This window comes from Macellibacteroides fermentans (assembly GCF_013409575.1).
GTDB lineage: Bacteria > Bacteroidota > Bacteroidia > Bacteroidales > Tannerellaceae > Macellibacteroides > Macellibacteroides fermentans.
Map to the genome: position 1 here is coordinate 1,172,520 of NZ_JACCCY010000001.1, position 18,710 is coordinate 1,191,229.

12 protein-coding genes are annotated in these 18,710 nt (G+C 39.8%); 5 read left to right on the top strand and 7 right to left on the bottom strand.

Annotation, left to right across the window (positions count from 1 at the left end; all coding sequences use genetic code 11):
* Window positions 1-35: 35 nt before the first annotated feature.
* From F5613_RS04980 to F5613_RS05000, 5 genes are read left to right on the top strand one after another with little or no spacing between them, the layout of a single operon-like run.
* Complete coding sequence (locus F5613_RS04980; RefSeq protein ID WP_179398899.1) at window positions 36-2,111, top strand: TonB-dependent receptor; 2,076 nt, start codon at window positions 36-38, stop codon at window positions 2,109-2,111.
* 10 nt (window positions 2,112-2,121) lie between these two features.
* Window positions 2,122-3,324 (top strand): MFS transporter, encoded by a 1,203-nt coding sequence (locus tag F5613_RS04985; RefSeq protein ID WP_179398900.1) that lies wholly within the window; start codon window positions 2,122-2,124, stop codon window positions 3,322-3,324.
* On the top strand, window positions 3,321-4,688 hold the full coding sequence (gene hemN / locus F5613_RS04990; protein ID WP_179398901.1) for an oxygen-independent coproporphyrinogen III oxidase: 1,368 nt from the start codon (window positions 3,321-3,323) through the stop codon (window positions 4,686-4,688). Before F5613_RS04985 ends, hemN begins: the two co-directional genes overlap by 4 nt.
* A 2-nt stretch (window positions 4,689-4,690) precedes the next feature.
* Window positions 4,691-6,070 carry a protoporphyrinogen oxidase gene (hemG, locus tag F5613_RS04995; protein ID WP_179398902.1) on the top strand — a complete coding sequence of 460 codons (1,380 nt, stop codon included), beginning with the start codon at window positions 4,691-4,693 and terminating at the stop codon, window positions 6,068-6,070.
* 12 nt (window positions 6,071-6,082) lie between these two features.
* On the top strand, window positions 6,083-6,523 hold the full coding sequence (locus F5613_RS05000; RefSeq protein ID WP_246303336.1) for a GNAT family N-acetyltransferase: 441 nt from the start codon (window positions 6,083-6,085) through the stop codon (window positions 6,521-6,523).
* 6 nt (window positions 6,524-6,529) lie between these two features.
* On the opposite strand, the gene F5613_RS05005 is transcribed toward F5613_RS05000, so the two are convergent.
* The 7 genes from F5613_RS05005 to F5613_RS05035 form a co-directional block, all read right to left on the bottom strand.
* Window positions 6,530-6,709, bottom strand: a complete 180-nt coding sequence (locus tag F5613_RS05005) for a DUF4250 domain-containing protein (protein ID WP_068184312.1) — start codon at window positions 6,707-6,709, stop codon at window positions 6,530-6,532.
* Window positions 6,710-6,928: 219 nt separating this feature from the next.
* Complete coding sequence (locus F5613_RS05010; RefSeq protein ID WP_068184309.1) at window positions 6,929-8,482, bottom strand: RagB/SusD family nutrient uptake outer membrane protein; 1,554 nt, start codon at window positions 8,480-8,482, stop codon at window positions 6,929-6,931.
* Between the two features lie 19 nt (window positions 8,483-8,501).
* On the bottom strand, window positions 8,502-11,822 hold the full coding sequence (locus F5613_RS05015; RefSeq protein WP_179398965.1) for a SusC/RagA family TonB-linked outer membrane protein: 3,321 nt from the start codon (window positions 11,820-11,822) through the stop codon (window positions 8,502-8,504).
* Between the two features lie 374 nt (window positions 11,823-12,196).
* Window positions 12,197-13,411 (bottom strand): cyclically-permuted mutarotase family protein, encoded by a 1,215-nt coding sequence (locus tag F5613_RS05020; protein WP_179398903.1) that lies wholly within the window; start codon window positions 13,409-13,411, stop codon window positions 12,197-12,199.
* A gap of 28 nt (window positions 13,412-13,439) precedes the next feature.
* Window positions 13,440-15,503: a GDSL-type esterase/lipase family protein gene (locus tag F5613_RS05025; RefSeq protein ID WP_179398904.1), complete on the bottom strand. Its 2,064-nt coding sequence runs from the start codon at window positions 15,501-15,503 to the stop codon at window positions 13,440-13,442.
* Between the two features lie 163 nt (window positions 15,504-15,666).
* On the bottom strand, window positions 15,667-17,289 hold the full coding sequence (locus F5613_RS05030; RefSeq protein ID WP_179398905.1) for a sialidase family protein: 1,623 nt from the start codon (window positions 17,287-17,289) through the stop codon (window positions 15,667-15,669).
* A gap of 196 nt (window positions 17,290-17,485) precedes the next feature.
* A complete protein-coding gene (locus tag F5613_RS05035) occupies window positions 17,486-18,670 on the bottom strand; it encodes an AGE family epimerase/isomerase (RefSeq protein WP_179398906.1) in 1,185 nt (394 codons plus the stop codon).
* Window positions 18,671-18,710: the final 40 nt, after the last annotated feature.

Genomic DNA, 18,710 nt, shown 5'->3' on the forward strand with positions numbered 1-18,710 from the left:
GCCTGAGTTGTAAATACAGGAATAATAACTAACGTATGAACAAATTCATTTTTCTGACAATCTGTATTCTTTCTTTCGGACTACAGCTCCATGCGGAAGAGGTTGACACATTGAACTCCCGAAGTATCTTTTTAGACGAGGTAGTAGTTCAGTCATTCAAACAGAATAAATCTTACCGGATGGAGCCGATCTCGGCTTCTGCATTCAGCAGCACGGGGATTGTAAACCGGAATATTACCGGGATCAAGGAGTTTAGTGCGCTTGTGCCCAATTTGTTCATCCCCGATTACGGCTCCAAACTTACATCTCCGGTATATATCAGAGGAATTGGATCGAAGATTAATGCCCCGTCCGTGGGGTTGTATGTAGATGGAATACCATATTTTGAGAAGTCGGCCTTCGATTTTGATTTCAGTGAAATAGACCGTATCGAGGTATTACGCGGTCCACAAGGTACTCTATACGGACGGAACACCATGGGTGGTATTATAAATGTTTTCACTAAATCACCCTTGGAATGGCAAGGGAGCAGTCTTTCCCTAATGGCCGGTAATTATGGACAACGACAAGCATCGGCATCACACTATGGAAAACTAACCCACAATCTGGGCTATGCCATATCCGGCAACTATAATCATACGGATGGGTATTTCAACAACTTGGCTACCGGCGAAAAGGCCGATACACAAGACAGTGGGTCCGGACGGATTCGTCTGGAGTGGCAATTGCAACCAAAGCTCAAAATACAGCTGATGACCAGTTTGGATCACTCTGATCAAGGAGGTTATCCCTACGCGCTGTACAACAAAGAGACCAACAGTGTGGGACAAGTCAACTACAACGACTTCAGTTCTTACCGACGTACTCTGTCCAATACAGGTGCCACAGTCGATTACAAAACAGACCGTTTTTGGCTGAGTTCACAAACCGCATTTCAATATCTTAAAGACAGACAAGGAGTAGATCAAGACTTTTCAACAAAAAACCAATATTATGTGATACAAAAACAAGAACAAAACATGCTTTCCGAAGAACTTAATATTAAGGCTATAACTCATACTAATTATAAGTGGTTATTCGGAGCCTTTGGTTTTTATCAGGGAATGGACAACGAAGTCGACATGGATTACAAACTCCAGCGTATGTCTACCCATAAAGTTTACGATTCACCCACTTATGGCTTCGCCCTCTATCACCAGTCCACTATCGATAAACTTTTTACCGACGCACTTTCTCTTACACTGGGTATTCGTTATGATTGGGAACAGGCACATACCGATTACAAAGCATATCGAAGCATGAATGACACAACCGGTATGACTGACAGCTTTAAAAGTAAGCTCACATTTCGTCAGCTCACCCCCAAAGCTACACTTCAATATACCTTTTCTGGGAGTCAACTGCTATATACCACTGTATCCAAAGGATATAAATCGGGGGGATTCAACACCTCCTTCGAAAGAGATGAAGACCGTTCTTTTGAACCGGAATACAGTTGGAACTACGAAGCAGGAACTAAACTTAACTTCTTGCAAAACCGCATTAAGACCGAGTTAAGCCTGTTCTATATTGACTGGCGCAACCAGCAAATCTACCAACCGCTACCCAGTGGAAAAGGTTCCATGCTAAAAAATGCTGGCCGATCGGAAAGCAAGGGAATTGAATTCGCTCTCCAGGCTAATGTATGTAACGGATTTATGTTTAACGTTGCCTATGGTTATACTGATGCCACTTTTAAAGAATATCAACGTAGCGCCACATTGGATTATGCAGGAAAAAAGCTACCACTTGTTCCGTCTCAGACATTCTCTTTGGGAACCGATTATTTGTTCCGTGTAAAATCGCCTTTGCTGGATCGCATCCAGATGAATATCTCCTATAGCGGAACTGGGAAACTCTACTGGAGTGAAAGCAACGAAGCCTTTCAAAAATATTACGGTATATGGAACGGTAAAGTCTCTTTCATGAAAGGAGCATTCACGGCTTCCATCTGGGGAAAAAATCTCACAGGAACAGAATATACGGCATTTTACTTCGAAAGCGGCGGAAACTCCTTTGCTCAGAAAGGAAAACCTGTTACCTTTGGGGGAAATCTGACGTTGAACTTCTAATAGAGAATCCATGTGGTTTAAACCTACAACCAGTAAACTGGTTACCTTTTTCTGTCTTTACATAGCACAGAGTATACCTATGAGCTTTTTCTCAACGGTTATTCCTGTTATGATGCGGCAGGAAAATTTCTCGCTTGCCTCCATAGGCTTATTACAATTGATAAAACTTCCCTGGATTCTCAAATTTCTTTGGTCACCGCTTGTAGATCGAAACTGTGTTACCGTGTCGCATTATAAGAAATGGATCTTCTCTTCGGAACTAATCTATGCTGTTCTTATATTTTCGGTTGCCTTTCTTGATTTCAAAGAGAATTTTACAACCATTCTGGTATTGGTGATTATCTCGTTTGTAGCATCAGCCACACAAGACATCGCCACCGATGCTCTTGCAGTTCTTTCATTTAAAAGAAAAGACAAAAGCTTGGTTAACAGTATGCAATCCATGGGAAGCTTTGCTGGAGCCATGTTGGGAGGAGGAGCCCTCCTGCTTCTTTTCAAACAGATCGGATGGAATAGCCTGCTTCCATGTCTTGCCATATTTGTAATCATCGCACTGGCACCCCTTCTTTTCAACAAAGAAATTGCCATTAAAGAAAAGAGTCCTGCTCAAAAAGCAAAACGTATGGACTTTTATTACTTTTTTACTCAAAAAGGTATCTGGAAACAAATAGTTTTTCTATTCCTTTACTACGCTGGGCTCATTGGCATACTAGCTATGCTAAAACCATACATGGTAGATCTGGGATACAATATGCAGGAAATCGGGATTATGAGTGGTGTAGCCGGAACATCTGTAGCATTCGCATCTTCTTTTGCAGGAGGATTCATCCTTCGTCGCATAGGCAGATACCGTAGCCGGATTCTATTCTCTGTTTGTATTCTATTGGCCACGCTCTATTTCATGTGTCTCTCTTACTGTACTCCCACCACCCTGATGCTATATATCGGGATCTTTTTGCTTTGGGGAAGTTATGGAATGGCAACCATCGTTGTATATACAACAGCTATGGATAGCGTACGGGAAGGACGCGAAGGAACTGATTTTACGATACAGACCGTAATTACGCATCTAAGCGGTATGTGTATGGCTATTGTGAGTGGTAAGCTAGGAGACCATGCTGGTTATCACGGAGTATTTTTATTTGAGGTAGTGCTGGCAACTACCTCCTTATTATTCATATTACTGTTTTTTAAAAAGGGACAAACAAAATGACAGACCTGTTGCTTGAAAAATATAATGTACCTGTACCAAGATATACAAGTTATCCGCCTGCAAATTATTTTTCGGATGCCTTCAACAACAAGACATACGAAGAGGCTATAATAGCATCCAATAATCAACAACCCGGGCACATTTCATTTTATGTACACATTCCGTTTTGCAAACATCTTTGCCATTACTGCGGATGCAATTCTTTCGCTATGACAAACGAAAAAAAGGTAAACGAATACCTCAAAGCTGTACATACAGAAATTGATAAGGTAACCGCATTACTGGACAATGGCCGGATGATTGCCCAGATTCATTACGGCGGAGGAAGTCCCACCTCCATTCCTGTTGAGCGTCTGCGCGAACTGAATGAACATATGAGGGAACGCTTCCAAACCATCCAGGATCCTGAAATTGCTATAGAATGCCATCCGGGCTATCTGGACGAAAGTTATTGGGAAGCCCTCACTCAGGCAGGGTTCAACAGAATCAGTCTTGGCGTACAGGACTTCGACGAAAAAGTGCTTAAAACTGTAAATCGCCGGGCTTCCCTGCTCCCTATGGAAACTATTTTCGGGATCCTCCGGAATGCCGGAGTACGTATTAACATGGACTTTATCTACGGTTTACCCCATCAGACTGTTCAAAGTTTCAGCCAGACTATTCGCAGAGCAATCCAACTTCAACCAGACCGTCTTGTTACGTTCTCTTATGCCCATGTTCCCTGGGTAAATAAAAGTCAACTTCTACTCGAAAAAGCAGGATTGCCTGCCGGCGAAGAAAAAAGCAATATGTACGACACGGCAAGGCAACTTCTTAAAAAAGCCGGGTACGAAGCCGTGGGTATGGACCACTTTGTACGACCGGACGACGAACTTTTTACTGCTCTACAAACGAAGCAGCTTCACCGCAATTTTCAGGGATACTGCACCCGCAGAACTACCGGACAAGTTTATGCCTTCGGTGTTACGGGAATCAGTCAGCTATCCACAGCTTATAGTCAGAATATAAAAGATATTACCGCTTACATAGAGACAATCAACCAGGGAGGCTTTGCAGTAACCAAGGGATATTCTCTTTCTTACGAGGAACAACTCACCCGTGAAGCCATTGAATCACTCATGTGTAACGGCTCTCTTGATTGGGAGGAGCTGGCCAGACAAGCCGGTATATCATCCGAAACCTACCGGGCAGCCACAGCTTTCAATCCGGAACGGATGAATGAATTTGCGTCAGATGGACTTATCACATGGAGCGAACATAATATACAACTTACTCCAAAAGGTGCTATATTTGTGCGTAATGTAGCTGCTTCATTGGACAAGCTGATGCTACATACAACTAAATCATTTTCCAAACCTGTATGACGATGGAAGCAAAATCAGCACAAGTAGTTGTAATAGGGGCAGGTCTCACAGGGCTGACCACAGCATTTTACCTTACACGCAGAGGTATATCAGTCCATATACTTGAGGCTTCTGCACGTACTGGAGGACAAATACATACTTATAAAGAAAACGATTTTATATACGAATCAGGACCAAATACCGGAGTGGTATCTTACCCTGAAGTAGCCGAACTGTTCGCGGCGCTTTCACCCCATTGCGAACTCGAAACCGCAAAAGAGGAATCCAAACGACGCCTTATCTGGAAAGGAGATCGATTCCGTGAGTTACCTTCCGGATTACTTAGTGCTGTTACCACCCCTCTGTTTACATTGAAAGACAAGTTCCGAATCTTAGGTGAACCTTTTCGGAGTAAAGGTTCCAATCCCGACGAATCTGTAGCCCAACTGGCTGCCCGACGTTTGGGACAATCTTTCGTAGATTATGCAGTTGATCCATTTCTGTCCGGAGTGTATGCCGGCAATCCACATACACTGATAACCCGGTATGCCCTTCCCAAGCTTTATAATCTGGAACAGGAATATGGCAGTTTTATCCGTGGAACAATTGCTAAAGCTAAAATCCCTAAAACTGAACGAGATCTTCTTGCCAGCAAAAAAGTTTTTTCTGCACGTCAGGGATTAGGTAATCTGGCTGAAGCCCTGACCAAAGCGATCGGGAGCAAACATATTACGCTACAAGCAGATAATGTAACTATTTTACCCCATAACGGAAAATGGGAAATAAAGTATAATACTCCTCATGGAGAACACACCTATCATGCAAGTCAGGTGGTCTCCACTATTGGAGCATACAACCTGCCTAACCTCTTACCGTTTATAGATCGTAAAGAGATGGCATCCATCAGCAATCTTACCTACGCTCCGGTGATACAAGCAAGCGTAGGATTTAAAAATACCGGAACATTGCGTTTCAATGCATTCGGAGGACTAGTGCCATCCAAGGAAAAGAAAAAGATATTGGGTATACTATTTCCTTCGGCTTGTTTTGAAGGAAGAGCGCCAGAAGAGGGAGCTCTCTTTTCATTCTTTATGGGAGGCATGAAACACCAGGAACTTCTGCAAAAAAACGACGAAGAGCTTATCAATTTAATAAGGGAAGAATTACACCTGATGTTGGGATTTCAAAAAGAAATAGAACCCGACCTGCTCAAAATCTTCCGCCATCATCGGGCTATCCCTCAATATGAACTAAATAGCGGCAAAAGATTTGAGACTATCGAAAAGCTGGAAAAGCAGTATCCGGGTCTTCATATTGCAGGAAATTTGAAAGGGGGAATAGGTATGGCTGATCGAATTCGTCAAGCAACGCAACTAGGCCTTACATTAGCAAAGAAAGAATAAAAACTATTTTACATGAATTTGTACGTAGAAGAATTAAAAGAAATAAGTGAAGCAGACTTACTTACACTGGAGAGTCTGATGAATCAGCTTACGGGGCGTACAGTAAAGCTCTCCCGCGAATACATAGATGGAATAAAAGCAGAAAATTCGCCTGTAAAGCTTTATGTAATCCGCAAGGAAGGAGTTATCATCGCAACCTACTCACTGGCTGTTACATTGATCCCAACTGGCAAAAAAGGTTGGATTGAAGATGTGGTTGTGGATGAATCGTACCGGGGCCAAGGATTAGGGAAGACACTGCTACTTCATGCTCTCGCAATAGCTCCACAATTAAGCTTATCAAAATTATTTTTAACTTCACGCCCGGAACGAATTACTGCAAATCAGCTTTATCAGCGTATCGGTTTTACCCAAAGAACTACCAATGTGTATGAGTATCCGATTCTTGGATAAAGCAGATCACCAAAATTTATTCTGAGCCGGATTATATTCAAAACCTGCAGAAGCAAGTTTGGCTGTAAGTTGTCCTTTGTCAACAGCCATATCATCGCAAAGAGCATCCAATGAGGGATAGTAATCTCGAAGCTTCATATTGATTGTACTGAAGAGAATCATCGGATCGTCCGGAAGTTGTTGCATGAATTATTTCTGTTAGTTGTTGTCTAATTTTCAGCTGCAAAGTTACAAAATTCCATAAAAAAGTCAAACTTTAGAAACTTTCAAAAGAATTTTGAGAGAGATTGATTCCAAACCTATAAATTAAGGGGCAACCTCAAAAAGAGATTACCCCCAATTCATTATTTAATCAATAAAACTTATTCAAGGCATTAAATATTAATTGGCAAAGGCCTTTTATAATTAATATCCTGGTGTTTGTTCCAACAATGGATCATTATTAAGCGTATTTACATCAACTGGCCATAGCAGTTTGTGAGATTGCGATTCGGGAATCAAAGCTTCAGGTGATTGTCCGTATACCGCAGGGTAATTTGCAGAGGCAGAAAAGACCAGAGATTTACCATTAGCATCATGCATGCGTACTACATCAAACCAACGTTTACCTTCCCATACAAATTCTTTATCACGCTCATGTAAGATAGCCATTTCATTTTCTGCATAAGAACCATCCTTATAAGCTACCTGATCATTATAATTATCGCCGTAAGCACGTTGTCGAACTTGATTTATATAAGCCTGACAAGAATTTCCAAGACCATTCTCTATTTCAGCCATCATTAACAACCAGTCGGCATACCGATACAAAACTACGTCAGTTTCGTAAACCCTGTCATTCGTACTGTTAATGATACCAATGCATTTCTTCAACACAATTCCAAAATCGCCATTCACTGGTTTTGAATAAAAATCAAAGAATGTTTTGTCCCTACGTGAATCAGTGGCATCATAACTTCTCCATAAAGATTCTTTATATTCATTTCTTAACAAACCATTTCCTCTTAGATTCAACACATCACCCAATAGTTTTCCATCACGACCATATACAGCATCTACAAAGCCAGCTTGAGCATAAAGAAATTCTGAACCCCAGTTCGTAGCTTCTGTATCCATAAATCTAATGGCAAAAATAATTTCATTATTACCTTTAGAAGAGAACACACTTGAGAAATCATTCATTAAAGAATAGCCGCTTATCCCTTGCAATGCAGTTTTAGCAACCTCTAAATCTGCACGGCCTGCTGCAGTATGATTTCCTGTCGTTACTTTTGCTGACCACAAATAGATATCTGCCTTAAGCATTAACGTTGCATTTTTAGACCAAATTGAAGCCGAAGCAGCTGTAGTATTTGTAAAAAATGTTTCAGACTTAACAATATCTTCTTTAATAAAAGCAAGTGTCTCTTCAGCTGTAGAGCGAGCTGTATAAAGTTTGTCAGCAGAGACTTTACCATCTAAAACTTTCACATCAGTAATTTTAGGAACTCCGCCCCAAGTTCTATAAAGCATAAAGTAATACAAAGCTCTTAAGCCATAGGCCTGACCTAAATAAGTATTACGACTTTCTGTCGATAAAAAAGCACATTCGTTTTCCACTTTTTGGATAAAGTGATTCACTTGCATGATATTGCTATATATACCTCCCCAAGATGAAATGCCTACATTATCTTTCGTAAATTGATTATCCTTTATCGGACTACTGTAATTCAAACTGGTATTCAATGAAGATGTTCCTGTACGTGAAGTACCTCCACGAGCTTCTCCCAGCAAATAGAATAAAGTATAATCTCCTCGAAGATCCGTATGCAATCCTGTCATAAAACCTTTTACCTGTGCTTCATTATTCCAGAAATTACTACTTCCATAATAATCTTCCGGAGATAAATCGAGTGAATCACACGAAGTATAAAACAGCACAGAAATAAATATTGATAAAATATATGATATTCTTTTCATAATCGTTACTATTAAAATTTTAGAATGAAACATTTACTCCAAATATAACAGTACGTGGCAATGGATAACCTCCACTATTGTCACTCTGCTCAGGAGAGAAAACATGATCTGCTTCTGTAAAGTATCCTAAATTTTGTCCTGTTACAGAAAATTCAACATTATTTAATTTAAGCTTGCTTGCTAACAATGATGGCAATCTATAAGCCAGACTCAATTCACGTAATGCAATATAATTTCCATTATACACAAACATGGATGTATTTCTTGCATAATTACGTTTTCCAAGCTGATCAGCCCATGTATAAACAGGATATTTAGCATTTACATTCGTTTCTGTCCAGGTTTGTTTTGTATCTACAATAGAATTGTAAGTTCCTTGCATATTTCCCATAATCCAAGGAGTTCTGTAATCTACTACATTAAATCCGAGAGCGTAGTCGAAACGTGCTGAGAAAGATAAATTCTTCCATGTAAGGTTAGTATTAATACCGCCGGTCCATTTAGGCACAGTGTTTCCTACCTTCACAAGATCAAAATTATCAATTACCCCATCACCATTAACGTCTTTCCATTTTACATCACCAGGTTGAATTGGTAATGCTTTTGTTTTTTGTGCGTCAGTCAATCTAGCCCACGCATCAGGACCATAAAGCGGTTTATTATTCGATCCATTATTCCCCGTAGACTTATCAATAAGCTCTCCTGGGATCTCATTAACAGATTTATAAATACCTTCGGCCTTAAACGCATAAATATTTCCCGGACGTTGACCTTCCTGATAACCTCCTACCCATGCTTTATCCTCACCTTTTCCGGTATAGACCTGAAATGCATTTTGACGATTACGTTCTAATCCATTATTAGGTAGTTCAATGATTTTATTAATATTATATGCACCATTCGCATTAACATTCCATTTCCAATCTTTTCCATCAATAATACGGAAACCTAACTCAAATTCAAGTCCCTGATTCTGTAATTTCCCATTATTTGATGTTATACTGGAAATTCCAGAAGTTGAAGGTAAAGTAATACTTGCAAATTTATCTTCTGTATTTCTGTTATAATATGTAAAGTTGGTATTAATTCTATTTGCCAAGAAACTTAAGTCCAAACCAAATTCCAATGTTTGAGATTTCTCCCACATAAGATATGGATTAGGAATACTTCCAAGCAGGTATCCGGTATTACTATTATATTTATTACTTCCATACGATCCTTGAACAGTATAATTTCCAACCCAATTAGGATTTACATTTCCATTCAATCCATAGCTTGCTCTTAATTTTGCAAAAGAAATAACATCCGAATATTTTTGCATAAATTCTTCTTTTCCAAATACCCAACCAGCGGAAATTCCTGGGAATACCCCCCAACGATTATCATCTACTAATTTTGAATATCCATCTTTTCGCATTACAAAAGAAACTAGATATTTACTTTGAAAATCATAATTTACGCGACCAAAGAACGACATGATACGTTGGCGACTATGCCATGAATCAATTGAACGTTTCCCTTTATCAGTACTCGTATACGATAAATCCATAAAATCATCTGTTGCTGCCCCAGAACCTGATGCAGAAAACCCTTTATTATAAGCATCATAGTATTCAAAACCCGCCATAGCAGCCAGATAGTGATCTTTTGTAATTTGATTATCGTAATTCAACACTGCATTATAAGTCTGACTTAATGTACGGTCATAAGAGGCAGAACTAGCTCTGGCAGTATTATAATTACCTGGTGATGACAAATAATCACGGTTAAATGCTTCCAGCTTTTCTTCGTCAAAATACCAGTTGGCAGATAATTTCAAAGCTAAACCTTTCATAATATCAATATTGAAAGATTGTACCATTGTAAACTTATCAGTATTATTGTCTCGAATTAATTTGTCTAAGTTAAGCAACTGATTTCCATCACCAGAATTATTACCCAACAACATCTCACCATCAGCATTGTATCCACGGAACGTTGGCGGCAACGACATTAGCCTTGAAAAATAAAGTGCTTCAGAAGAAGATGTTGGAGACAATCCATACCATTTAGCATCAGCGAAATTAAATGATGAACTTGATGTTAACCATGGCTTAAGCTTATAATCGGCATTGAAAGTAAAGGTTAGGCGTTTATACCAGTTTCCTATTGCATTTCCCTCACTGTTATTGTAGCCAATACCTGCATAGTAATTACCTTTATCATTTCCTCCACTGGCACTAATATTGTAATCCTGAGAAAAAGAAGGAGTATTTAAATTAAATGTTGCCGGATCAAAGTCTTTATAAATAATCTGTCCACCGTAAACAGGGTCAGTCATTGTCTGCCATCCCTGTTTCAGCAAGAAAGCCAAATCATCTGTATAGTTCATTGGGCTCCAAATAGCCTGAGAAGTCTTGTTCCCATCTAAAGGAGTGACACCGTCGCTTGCAAAATATTTATTTCCCGTTCCATAAGGAGAAGCTGTACCCAAAGAAGCCATTGTTGTTACACCTTGCCAACCTCCCTTTGAATCCTGATAAATTTGAGCTGAGCGTTGATAAGCCTTACGCATCCATGATATATAATCACCGGCACCCATAAATTCATACGGATTTGAATAATAGTTAAGACCGAATTTTGCCTTTACTGCAATCTCTCCTTTGCCTTCTTTACCTCTTTTTGTTGTTACTAAAACTACGCCATTATTTGCACGAGCTCCATAAATAGCTGTTGCTCCGGCATCTTTAAGGACCTCCATCGATTCAATGTCTTCCGGATTAATATCGCTCAAACTTCCACGTACCTGACCATCAACCAAAATTAGTGGAGATCCAGATCCACTGTAATCAGTACCACCACGAAGAATAATTGTTGGAGTTGCTCTCGGATTACCTGATGTCTGCAAAACCCGCAACCCCGATACAGCCCCAGAAAGTGCTTGAGCCGGATTCGAGAATAATCCTTGTTTTAAGACATCCTCTTTTACTTTAGCAATTGAGTTTGTTACTTTGGTACGTAGCTGCTTACCCCCGTAACCTGTAACCACAACTTCTTCCAGTTGCTGACTATCTTCTTTCATAATGATATTCATCGGAGCTCCGGCGGTTGCTTTAACTTCCAATGCGGCATAACCAATATAAGAAATCCGAAGTGTAGCATTTGGACTTACATCCAATACAAAATTACCATCTATATCTGTGATGGTCCCATTTTGTGTACCGACTTCCAACACTGAGACACCAGGCAATGTCATCTTCTGGTTATCGTACACAACACCCTTAACGGCAACTTTATTCTGAGCAAAAATGCTTAGAGATAAAAGTAACAGTAAGAAACTTAAGATAGTCTTGTGACTCATTTTCATAACTTTATAAATTAATAATAGGATAATAATATTTATTTGCACATAACTTTTTACCAATATTCATCAAATCTCTGCTTTCTATGTCTTCATTCTCTCAATACCATCTCATCAACCCTCAATACAATTCAAATTAATACATAACAAAGCCCCACAAATCATATTCATTTTATTTACACGACAAACATAAATAAATTATTTTAATATATTCTCTTAAAATTAGAAAAGTTTACATTTTTAACACTTAGACTTAATAATACCGAATTGATGACTATAAAAAATAAAACATTAATTAAAATGGAGGTTTAATTGAATATAAGACAAAAAAGGAGCCATTTGATAATGACTCCTTCTAAAATTTCTTGTAAAATCTACAAAATTCGTATCAGGCCCACATCTGGCGTTCTTATTCCAGGTTTAATTTCACCCCCAATAATAATAAAACATTTATTTAACAATAAAAGGGATGCTCCAGCTCTGGCTGTAAACTCATTATCATCAAGGAAAGTCCATTTTCTTGTAAACGTATTATATATAAATATCTCTTTATTGAATTTATACCAAGCACTCGGATGCTTTAAATAGGAATCTTTCTCCCTGGTAAGTCTACTAAATAAACTCGTTTTACCATTTTTTTCTGCCAATTTCAGGTTTCGGTTCATACTTATGGCAGATAAAAATCGGTCATAATTTACACCGCCAGTAAAGTAAATCAAACTATCTCCATTAGAAACAGCACATCCTCCTGTAAATGTCCGCAATTCACCTCCCTTCATAACAGGAACAGCCGACTCTAGTTTCCATTCGTTATTCACACTACTGAATGACAATAAATTTGTCGGAATAAAAGGTTTGCTATTATAAACTTCAGGCTGGAATCCCCCGGATAGATAAATCTGTGTTCCTTCATCAGAATGCTGAGAAACTAAAACAGGCTGCAACCTGGCACATCCGGGAAAATCGGGCAAGATCTCCCATCCTTTAGTCAGCTGATTCAGATTCAGACGGAGAAATGAATTAGCCGGCATGCCATTTTTATTTCCTCCGGCAACATAGATATAGTTAGCACTTGATGTTGCTGCCAAATTATCCATTCTAAATGGTAATTCCGGAAGTTTTATTATATCAACTTGAGAGGCTACGGCATTCCACGACAATAAATAAGCTGACGAAAATGATTGTTTATCATTGTTCCCTCCAATACAGACAAGGCCTTCCGATACAGAGACCGACGCTCCATAAGCAACGGGATGGGGTAAAGTTCCTACCTTTTCCCATTGTACAGTCATCATGCCGGCAGTATCCAACTTCCATATTGAATCGTAATATCTCTTTACTCCTCCTTCGGATGCAGGCTTATCAGGGAAATTGCATCCTCCTGCAACTAAAATACATCCATTAGTGATTCCGGAGAAATGACCGGAAACACCTAAAGAAATTGAATCGGAACTATTTGTCCGAGGCAAGGAAGGTAAAGACTGCCAAACAGCTTTCTTTCCAGGCCATCTGACTGGGCGTGATGTTTGGCAAGCGATAAGAAAAATACCCGCAAAACAATAAAATGCTATTCTAATATAGTTATACACAGTTCAATATTTTAAAGGATGAACGAGACTAATTATCAGACGAAGTAAAAGTGGAAGCAGGTAATAGTGCCCTATTTACCAAATTGCCGTTTGTATAAGGCGCCCATCCATAACGAACAAAACGAGGATGCTTCACTTTATCATTCCATACCTTTATTTTATCTCCTTCCACAATTGCTTTAGCAGGGAAATAAAGACCATCAAATTCAGCAATTTCAAAAGAACGTAAATCCTTATCATCCGAGGCACGCAGTCCGTTTGCATAATCAAAGGAAATTAAAGCATAGCCATTTTTAAATTCGGATTCTTTGTATTGAGGTCCAGACGGCACTATATCTTTTCCATACGTTTTATTCAAGGCCAGACGAGCCAATCGTTCACCAACCTCTTGCTTCCTTTTGGGATGAACATCTAATGAATCGCCTAAGTCACTGCTGACTACCATAGCACTGCCTGGAATAATTTTTTCCAACCGACGCTGACTATCCCTGAAATGAGGCCAACTAGGGCGATTTAATCCCGACAACTGTACATAATAGAAAGGGAATTCTTTATTCCAGTTTTTCCTCCAACTATCAACCAACAAAGGAAATAGAATTTCATGAATCTCTTTATTGTGGGCATTTGACTCTCCCTGATACCAGATTACACCTTTAACAGGATAAGAAGCCAATGGAATAATTCCGGATTCGAAAAGGTAACACGGTTCATAAGGATGACGCTGCTGTGAATTGTCCGATTTTTTGATATTCAATGAAGCTCTTTCCCTAACCCAATCCTGAATCCGGTCATTTTTAGTCCAGTTGTTTAATATTCCGGGGTAATTAAACTCCAGTGTTCTTCTATCAATCCAAGATTCGCATGGAGAACCACCCACCGCATTTAAGATTAAACCAACCGGCACGTTTAAACTATCGGAAAGCATCTGTCCGAAAGCGTAGGCAATTGCCGAAAACCGACTAACATTCTTATCATTACACTTTTCCCATCGGGCATCTTTAAAATATTGCAGACTGTTTAACGAATCCAGTACGGAACCATCCCACTCTACAGCATTGGTCATCCAACGAGGTTTCATGTCAAATAATCTTACGTTAGAATTATCGCCAGCTTTCTTAAGCAAAGCCGCTTTCTCAGCAGCTTCAGCAACCATAAAAGCCATATTGGATTGTCCCGAACACAGCCACACTTCGCCCGCAAGCACATCTTTATAAACATATCTTTTATTTGCACCGGAAACAGACAACTCGTAAGGACCACCAGCCTTCAACGGATCAAGCACCACACTCCACTTACCGTTGGATGAAGTCACAGTCCGTTTCTTCTGTCCGCCCACAGAAACTGTAATTTGGTCACCGGCATTGGATGTACCTGTTATCCGCAGCGGTTCATTACACTGCAGTACCATACCATCCGTAAAAAGAGAAGACATTTTTAATCCGCCAAAATTTCCGGTTAGGGAGCTATAGACTGTCCGGGCGATTATTGAAGCCCCCTCAACAGTAGGATGCAAGGCATCCGGCAACAAATCCGGACGAGCATACAATCCCTCCTGCAAATCGATAATAGAGACTCCGGCAACACCTGCAATTTCTTCAATTTGATGTTGAATCTGCCAATACCAATCGCGTGTACCAGATTCAAAACGTGGATGCTTAGCAGTAATAGGAGTCAGTCTGCAAATCCAGATTTTACAAGCAGGATTTACTTTACGAAAAGCATCGATCAACTGAAGGTAATCATTCACAAACTCATCTTTGTAGTTGGGCCAATTACGAGGGTCCGTATCATTCAATCCAAGATGAATTACGACCAAATCTGCAGCAAAAGCTTTTGCATCTTCAAACTCTTTCTGCAATATATAAGGCCGGTGTCCTTTAGAAAGCAGCGTAGCTCCACTCTTCCCGAAATTTCCTACTTCATACCCTTCACCTAGTAATTTCTGTAATTGCGCAGGATAAGCGTCTTCTGCCGGATTAGCAAGACCGTATCCAAACGTAACACTATTACCTACACATGCAACCTTAATCTTTTGTGCCTCAACCAATGAAGCACAACAAATAAGCAACAAAAACAAGTAAATCCGTTTCATCCCTATCTAATTTATATGCTGTATACATGCCAGTTTCAAATGGTACAATCAATAATTTATACAATAAGAAAACAAGTACCAACTTAGAAACGGAACAAAAATATACATCTAAAAACAAAGAAGACGAATGCAATTTACGGCGCATTCGTCTCCCAAACTACATTTATTTTACAATATCTTTTAGCTTTACCGCCTGAAAAACCATATGAGCAGTACTTCCTTCATAAAGGATTCCTACTGTTTCTTTGTCAATCATAGTCAGACAAGAATATCCCCAACCGTGACCCTCATCCAACAACACATCATACTCATTAGGGAAGGTAAGTCCACCATCAAGACTAGCCTTTATCGTTATACTATGACGACCCTTAGTTGTATTAGGATTAGAGAAAAGCAGTATCCCTTTGTTTAACACATTATCCTTAGCTTCTACTTTTATTAAGCTCGCCATACAAACAGACTCTTGTAGTACACTTCTGTTTGAAGGATGCTCCGTCCAGGTCTTACCCAAATCTTTTGTTACAGAAACAGCACGGCTGCCACCTCTGTTATCACGCATATTCAACATCAACACACCCGGTTCAACCTCTGCAACCTGTGCTTCCGTTGTGTTTGTCCTCGCAAAGTTATGCATCTTCCAGGTTTTACCATGGTCTTTACTATACATGATTCCAGCATTAGGCACACGGGTTGAATCAATAAACTGTGTAGCAAACACCAGCGTGCCATCCTGCATTGTTATACCGCTACCGGGACCTTGTAAAAGGAACTTCCACGATGGATCCTTAACCTGCGATGTTATATTGATGGGTTTCGACCAGGTCTTGCCATCATCATCACTTTTGGCTAAGACTAGCTGAGCCGTATGATTTTTATCCATACCATCCTGCGAGTTAAACCATGCGCGGCCATTTCCCATACCATGCGTCCAGGCTGCAACAATCCAGATAGTACCTGTCTTCTTATCAACTAAAATTGCCGGATCACCCACACCATTCTGGGCAGAAGGCAGTCCGCCCTCTTCACCAAAAGTCATAGCTACCCGCATAGGCTCCCAGGTCTGACCACCATCTGTACTACGACTTAATCCGATATCCACACGCTCTTGTAAATCAGCACTGTTATTGTAACGGACGTCGTACACACCCAACAACGAACCTTTATTAGATGTTACCAACCCCGGTATCCGGTATGCAGCAACTCCATCATCACCGGCATGTCTTACTCCAATACCCATCCGATGCACAACAGATCCCTGATCAATGGTAAGAATAGAAGATTTACCATCCATATGAACGCCGGTCACCTCTGCTGTAATTTTTGAAACCAATGACGCTGTAGGTTTCATTTCCAAACTTACCCAGAAATAATTGATTCCCGGAAACAAAACCTGATCACATGTAAGTGTTACGGTTTGAGCTGGAGACTTTTTTTCACTTTTCAAAACGGAGTAAGACCGGTTAGCTTCGCGAGTTTTACCGACCTCTTCTCTGGAGATATAGGCAACCGGAGCATAATTAAGCTGACCATCTCGCTGTACAGCCTCTGTACCAGAATAATACAACTTAACCGATTGAATTTCCGAAAGTTTAACATCGTTGCCAAACCGAAGCGTAACATGGTTCAACACCTTGCTCTGCTTAGAGTCGACACGCAGGTTAAACAACACATTATCTTTCCGATCAATCAAAATGGGGATCTGTGTTTCCCGAATTCTAACAGTGTCATTACCAAATACAGAAATGGCAACAAAAAGAAAGCAAAAATAAAAACAGATTTTTCTCATGAGATTATCAGTAATAAATTAATAAAAATACCATTGCCGCAACTTACATTGCAACCAAAACTTAGACTTTAGTGCATTGATGCAACTATATTACAACCAATGCGGGCGTTACGATAAGGGAGAAATATTAAAATCGCAATCAAACCATATATATAACAAAAAACCCATGGCAATTAAAAAATCGCCATGGTATTTTTTATTTAGAAATAATCTCTTTGCAAAGGTCGTACGACTTGATCATCATACGCGGTATATGGAATGGCCCTTTAAAAAGATTTCCTTTTGCAGGCTGAGCCACACTTCCATCACGACGAAGATACCCGTACCACTCTCCATACTCCTTATCGGGGAAATGAGCATACGTATAGTCGCTTATCTGCTTATGCATCTCAATATACTTCGGTTCGCCAGTTGCTTCATATGCATATAAAGCCGCAATGATTGCTTCGGTCTGAGGCCACCAGAATTTCATATCCTGCGAATAATCCTGTGGAGGCAGATTCAAACAATCTCTGAAGTTTATTATACCGCCATACTCCTTGTCCCAGCCCCATTCCCAGGACCAATCCAGAATAGTCAGACCCAAATCTACCAGTTCCTTATCCCAGTTTCTATACTTGGCTTCTTCCAAAATGAACCAGGCAGTCTCTATACAGTGACCAGGATTAATAGTCCGGCCCATATTTGTATTGATAAACTCGCCATTGGGGCCTACCGTTTCCAGTAAAGCTTTAAATTCAGGATGTATAAAATATTTGCGAATCTGATTAATTGACCACTCTATTTGCTCATCCAGAATAGGATCGCTTATTACCTGCCTGATACGTGAAGCCGTATTAATCAGAATCATAGTTAGAGAATGCCCCTGCATCTTCACACTATCACAATACTTTGAAGGAAGCAATCCCGGTGTTTCTGTTAGATGCTTTATCTGCTTAAATATCTTCAAGGCTTTTTCTGCATAGGTTTTATCACCTGTTGCCTGTGCATATTCTGCCATGGCGATAGCAGCAAACGATTCTGAAAACACATACCTGCGTTTACGGATGGGCTCTCCATTGTCTGTTACTTCAAAAAACATATGACCATCTGTATCGATACAGTATTTTTCAATAAAATCGAGTGTGCTTTTTGCCGCTTCAAGCCATTCGGGATTTTTCTCAATCGTATTATATGCAAACGAACATACAAAGGCGAATCGTCCTTGAAACCAAACAGATTTTGTTGTATCCATCAGGCTGCCGTCGCGGTTAACGCAGGTGTATACACCTCCGTGTTTCCGGTCCCAGCCAAACTGCATCCAAAAAGGCATTATATTTGTCAGCAGATCTTCCTTATATGAAGAAGACCACTGATTAAGATATTCTTTAACGTTATCCATAATTACTAGGCTTAACTTGATGTTTTTTTAATAGATTATT

Coding starts and splice junctions, on each gene's coding strand:
- F5613_RS04980 (WP_179398899.1), top strand. CDS start 36: ATGAACAAATTCATTTTTCTGACAATCTGTATTCTTTCTTTCGGACTA.
- F5613_RS04985 (WP_179398900.1), top strand. CDS start 2,122: ATGTGGTTTAAACCTACAACCAGTAAACTGGTTACCTTTTTCTGTCTT.
- hemN (WP_179398901.1), top strand. CDS start 3,321: ATGACAGACCTGTTGCTTGAAAAATATAATGTACCTGTACCAAGATAT.
- hemG (WP_179398902.1), top strand. CDS start 4,691: ATGGAAGCAAAATCAGCACAAGTAGTTGTAATAGGGGCAGGTCTCACA.
- F5613_RS05000 (WP_246303336.1), top strand. CDS start 6,083: ATGAATTTGTACGTAGAAGAATTAAAAGAAATAAGTGAAGCAGACTTA.
- F5613_RS05005 (WP_068184312.1), bottom strand. CDS start 6,709: ATGCAACAACTTCCGGACGATCCGATGATTCTCTTCAGTACAATCAAT.
- F5613_RS05010 (WP_068184309.1), bottom strand. CDS start 8,482: ATGAAAAGAATATCATATATTTTATCAATATTTATTTCTGTGCTGTTT.
- F5613_RS05015 (WP_179398965.1), bottom strand. CDS start 11,822: ATGAGTCACAAGACTATCTTAAGTTTCTTACTGTTACTTTTATCTCTA.
- F5613_RS05025 (WP_179398904.1), bottom strand. CDS start 15,503: ATGAAACGGATTTACTTGTTTTTGTTGCTTATTTGTTGTGCTTCATTG.
- F5613_RS05030 (WP_179398905.1), bottom strand. CDS start 17,289: ATGAGAAAAATCTGTTTTTATTTTTGCTTTCTTTTTGTTGCCATTTCT.
- F5613_RS05035 (WP_179398906.1), bottom strand. CDS start 18,670: ATGGATAACGTTAAAGAATATCTTAATCAGTGGTCTTCTTCATATAAG.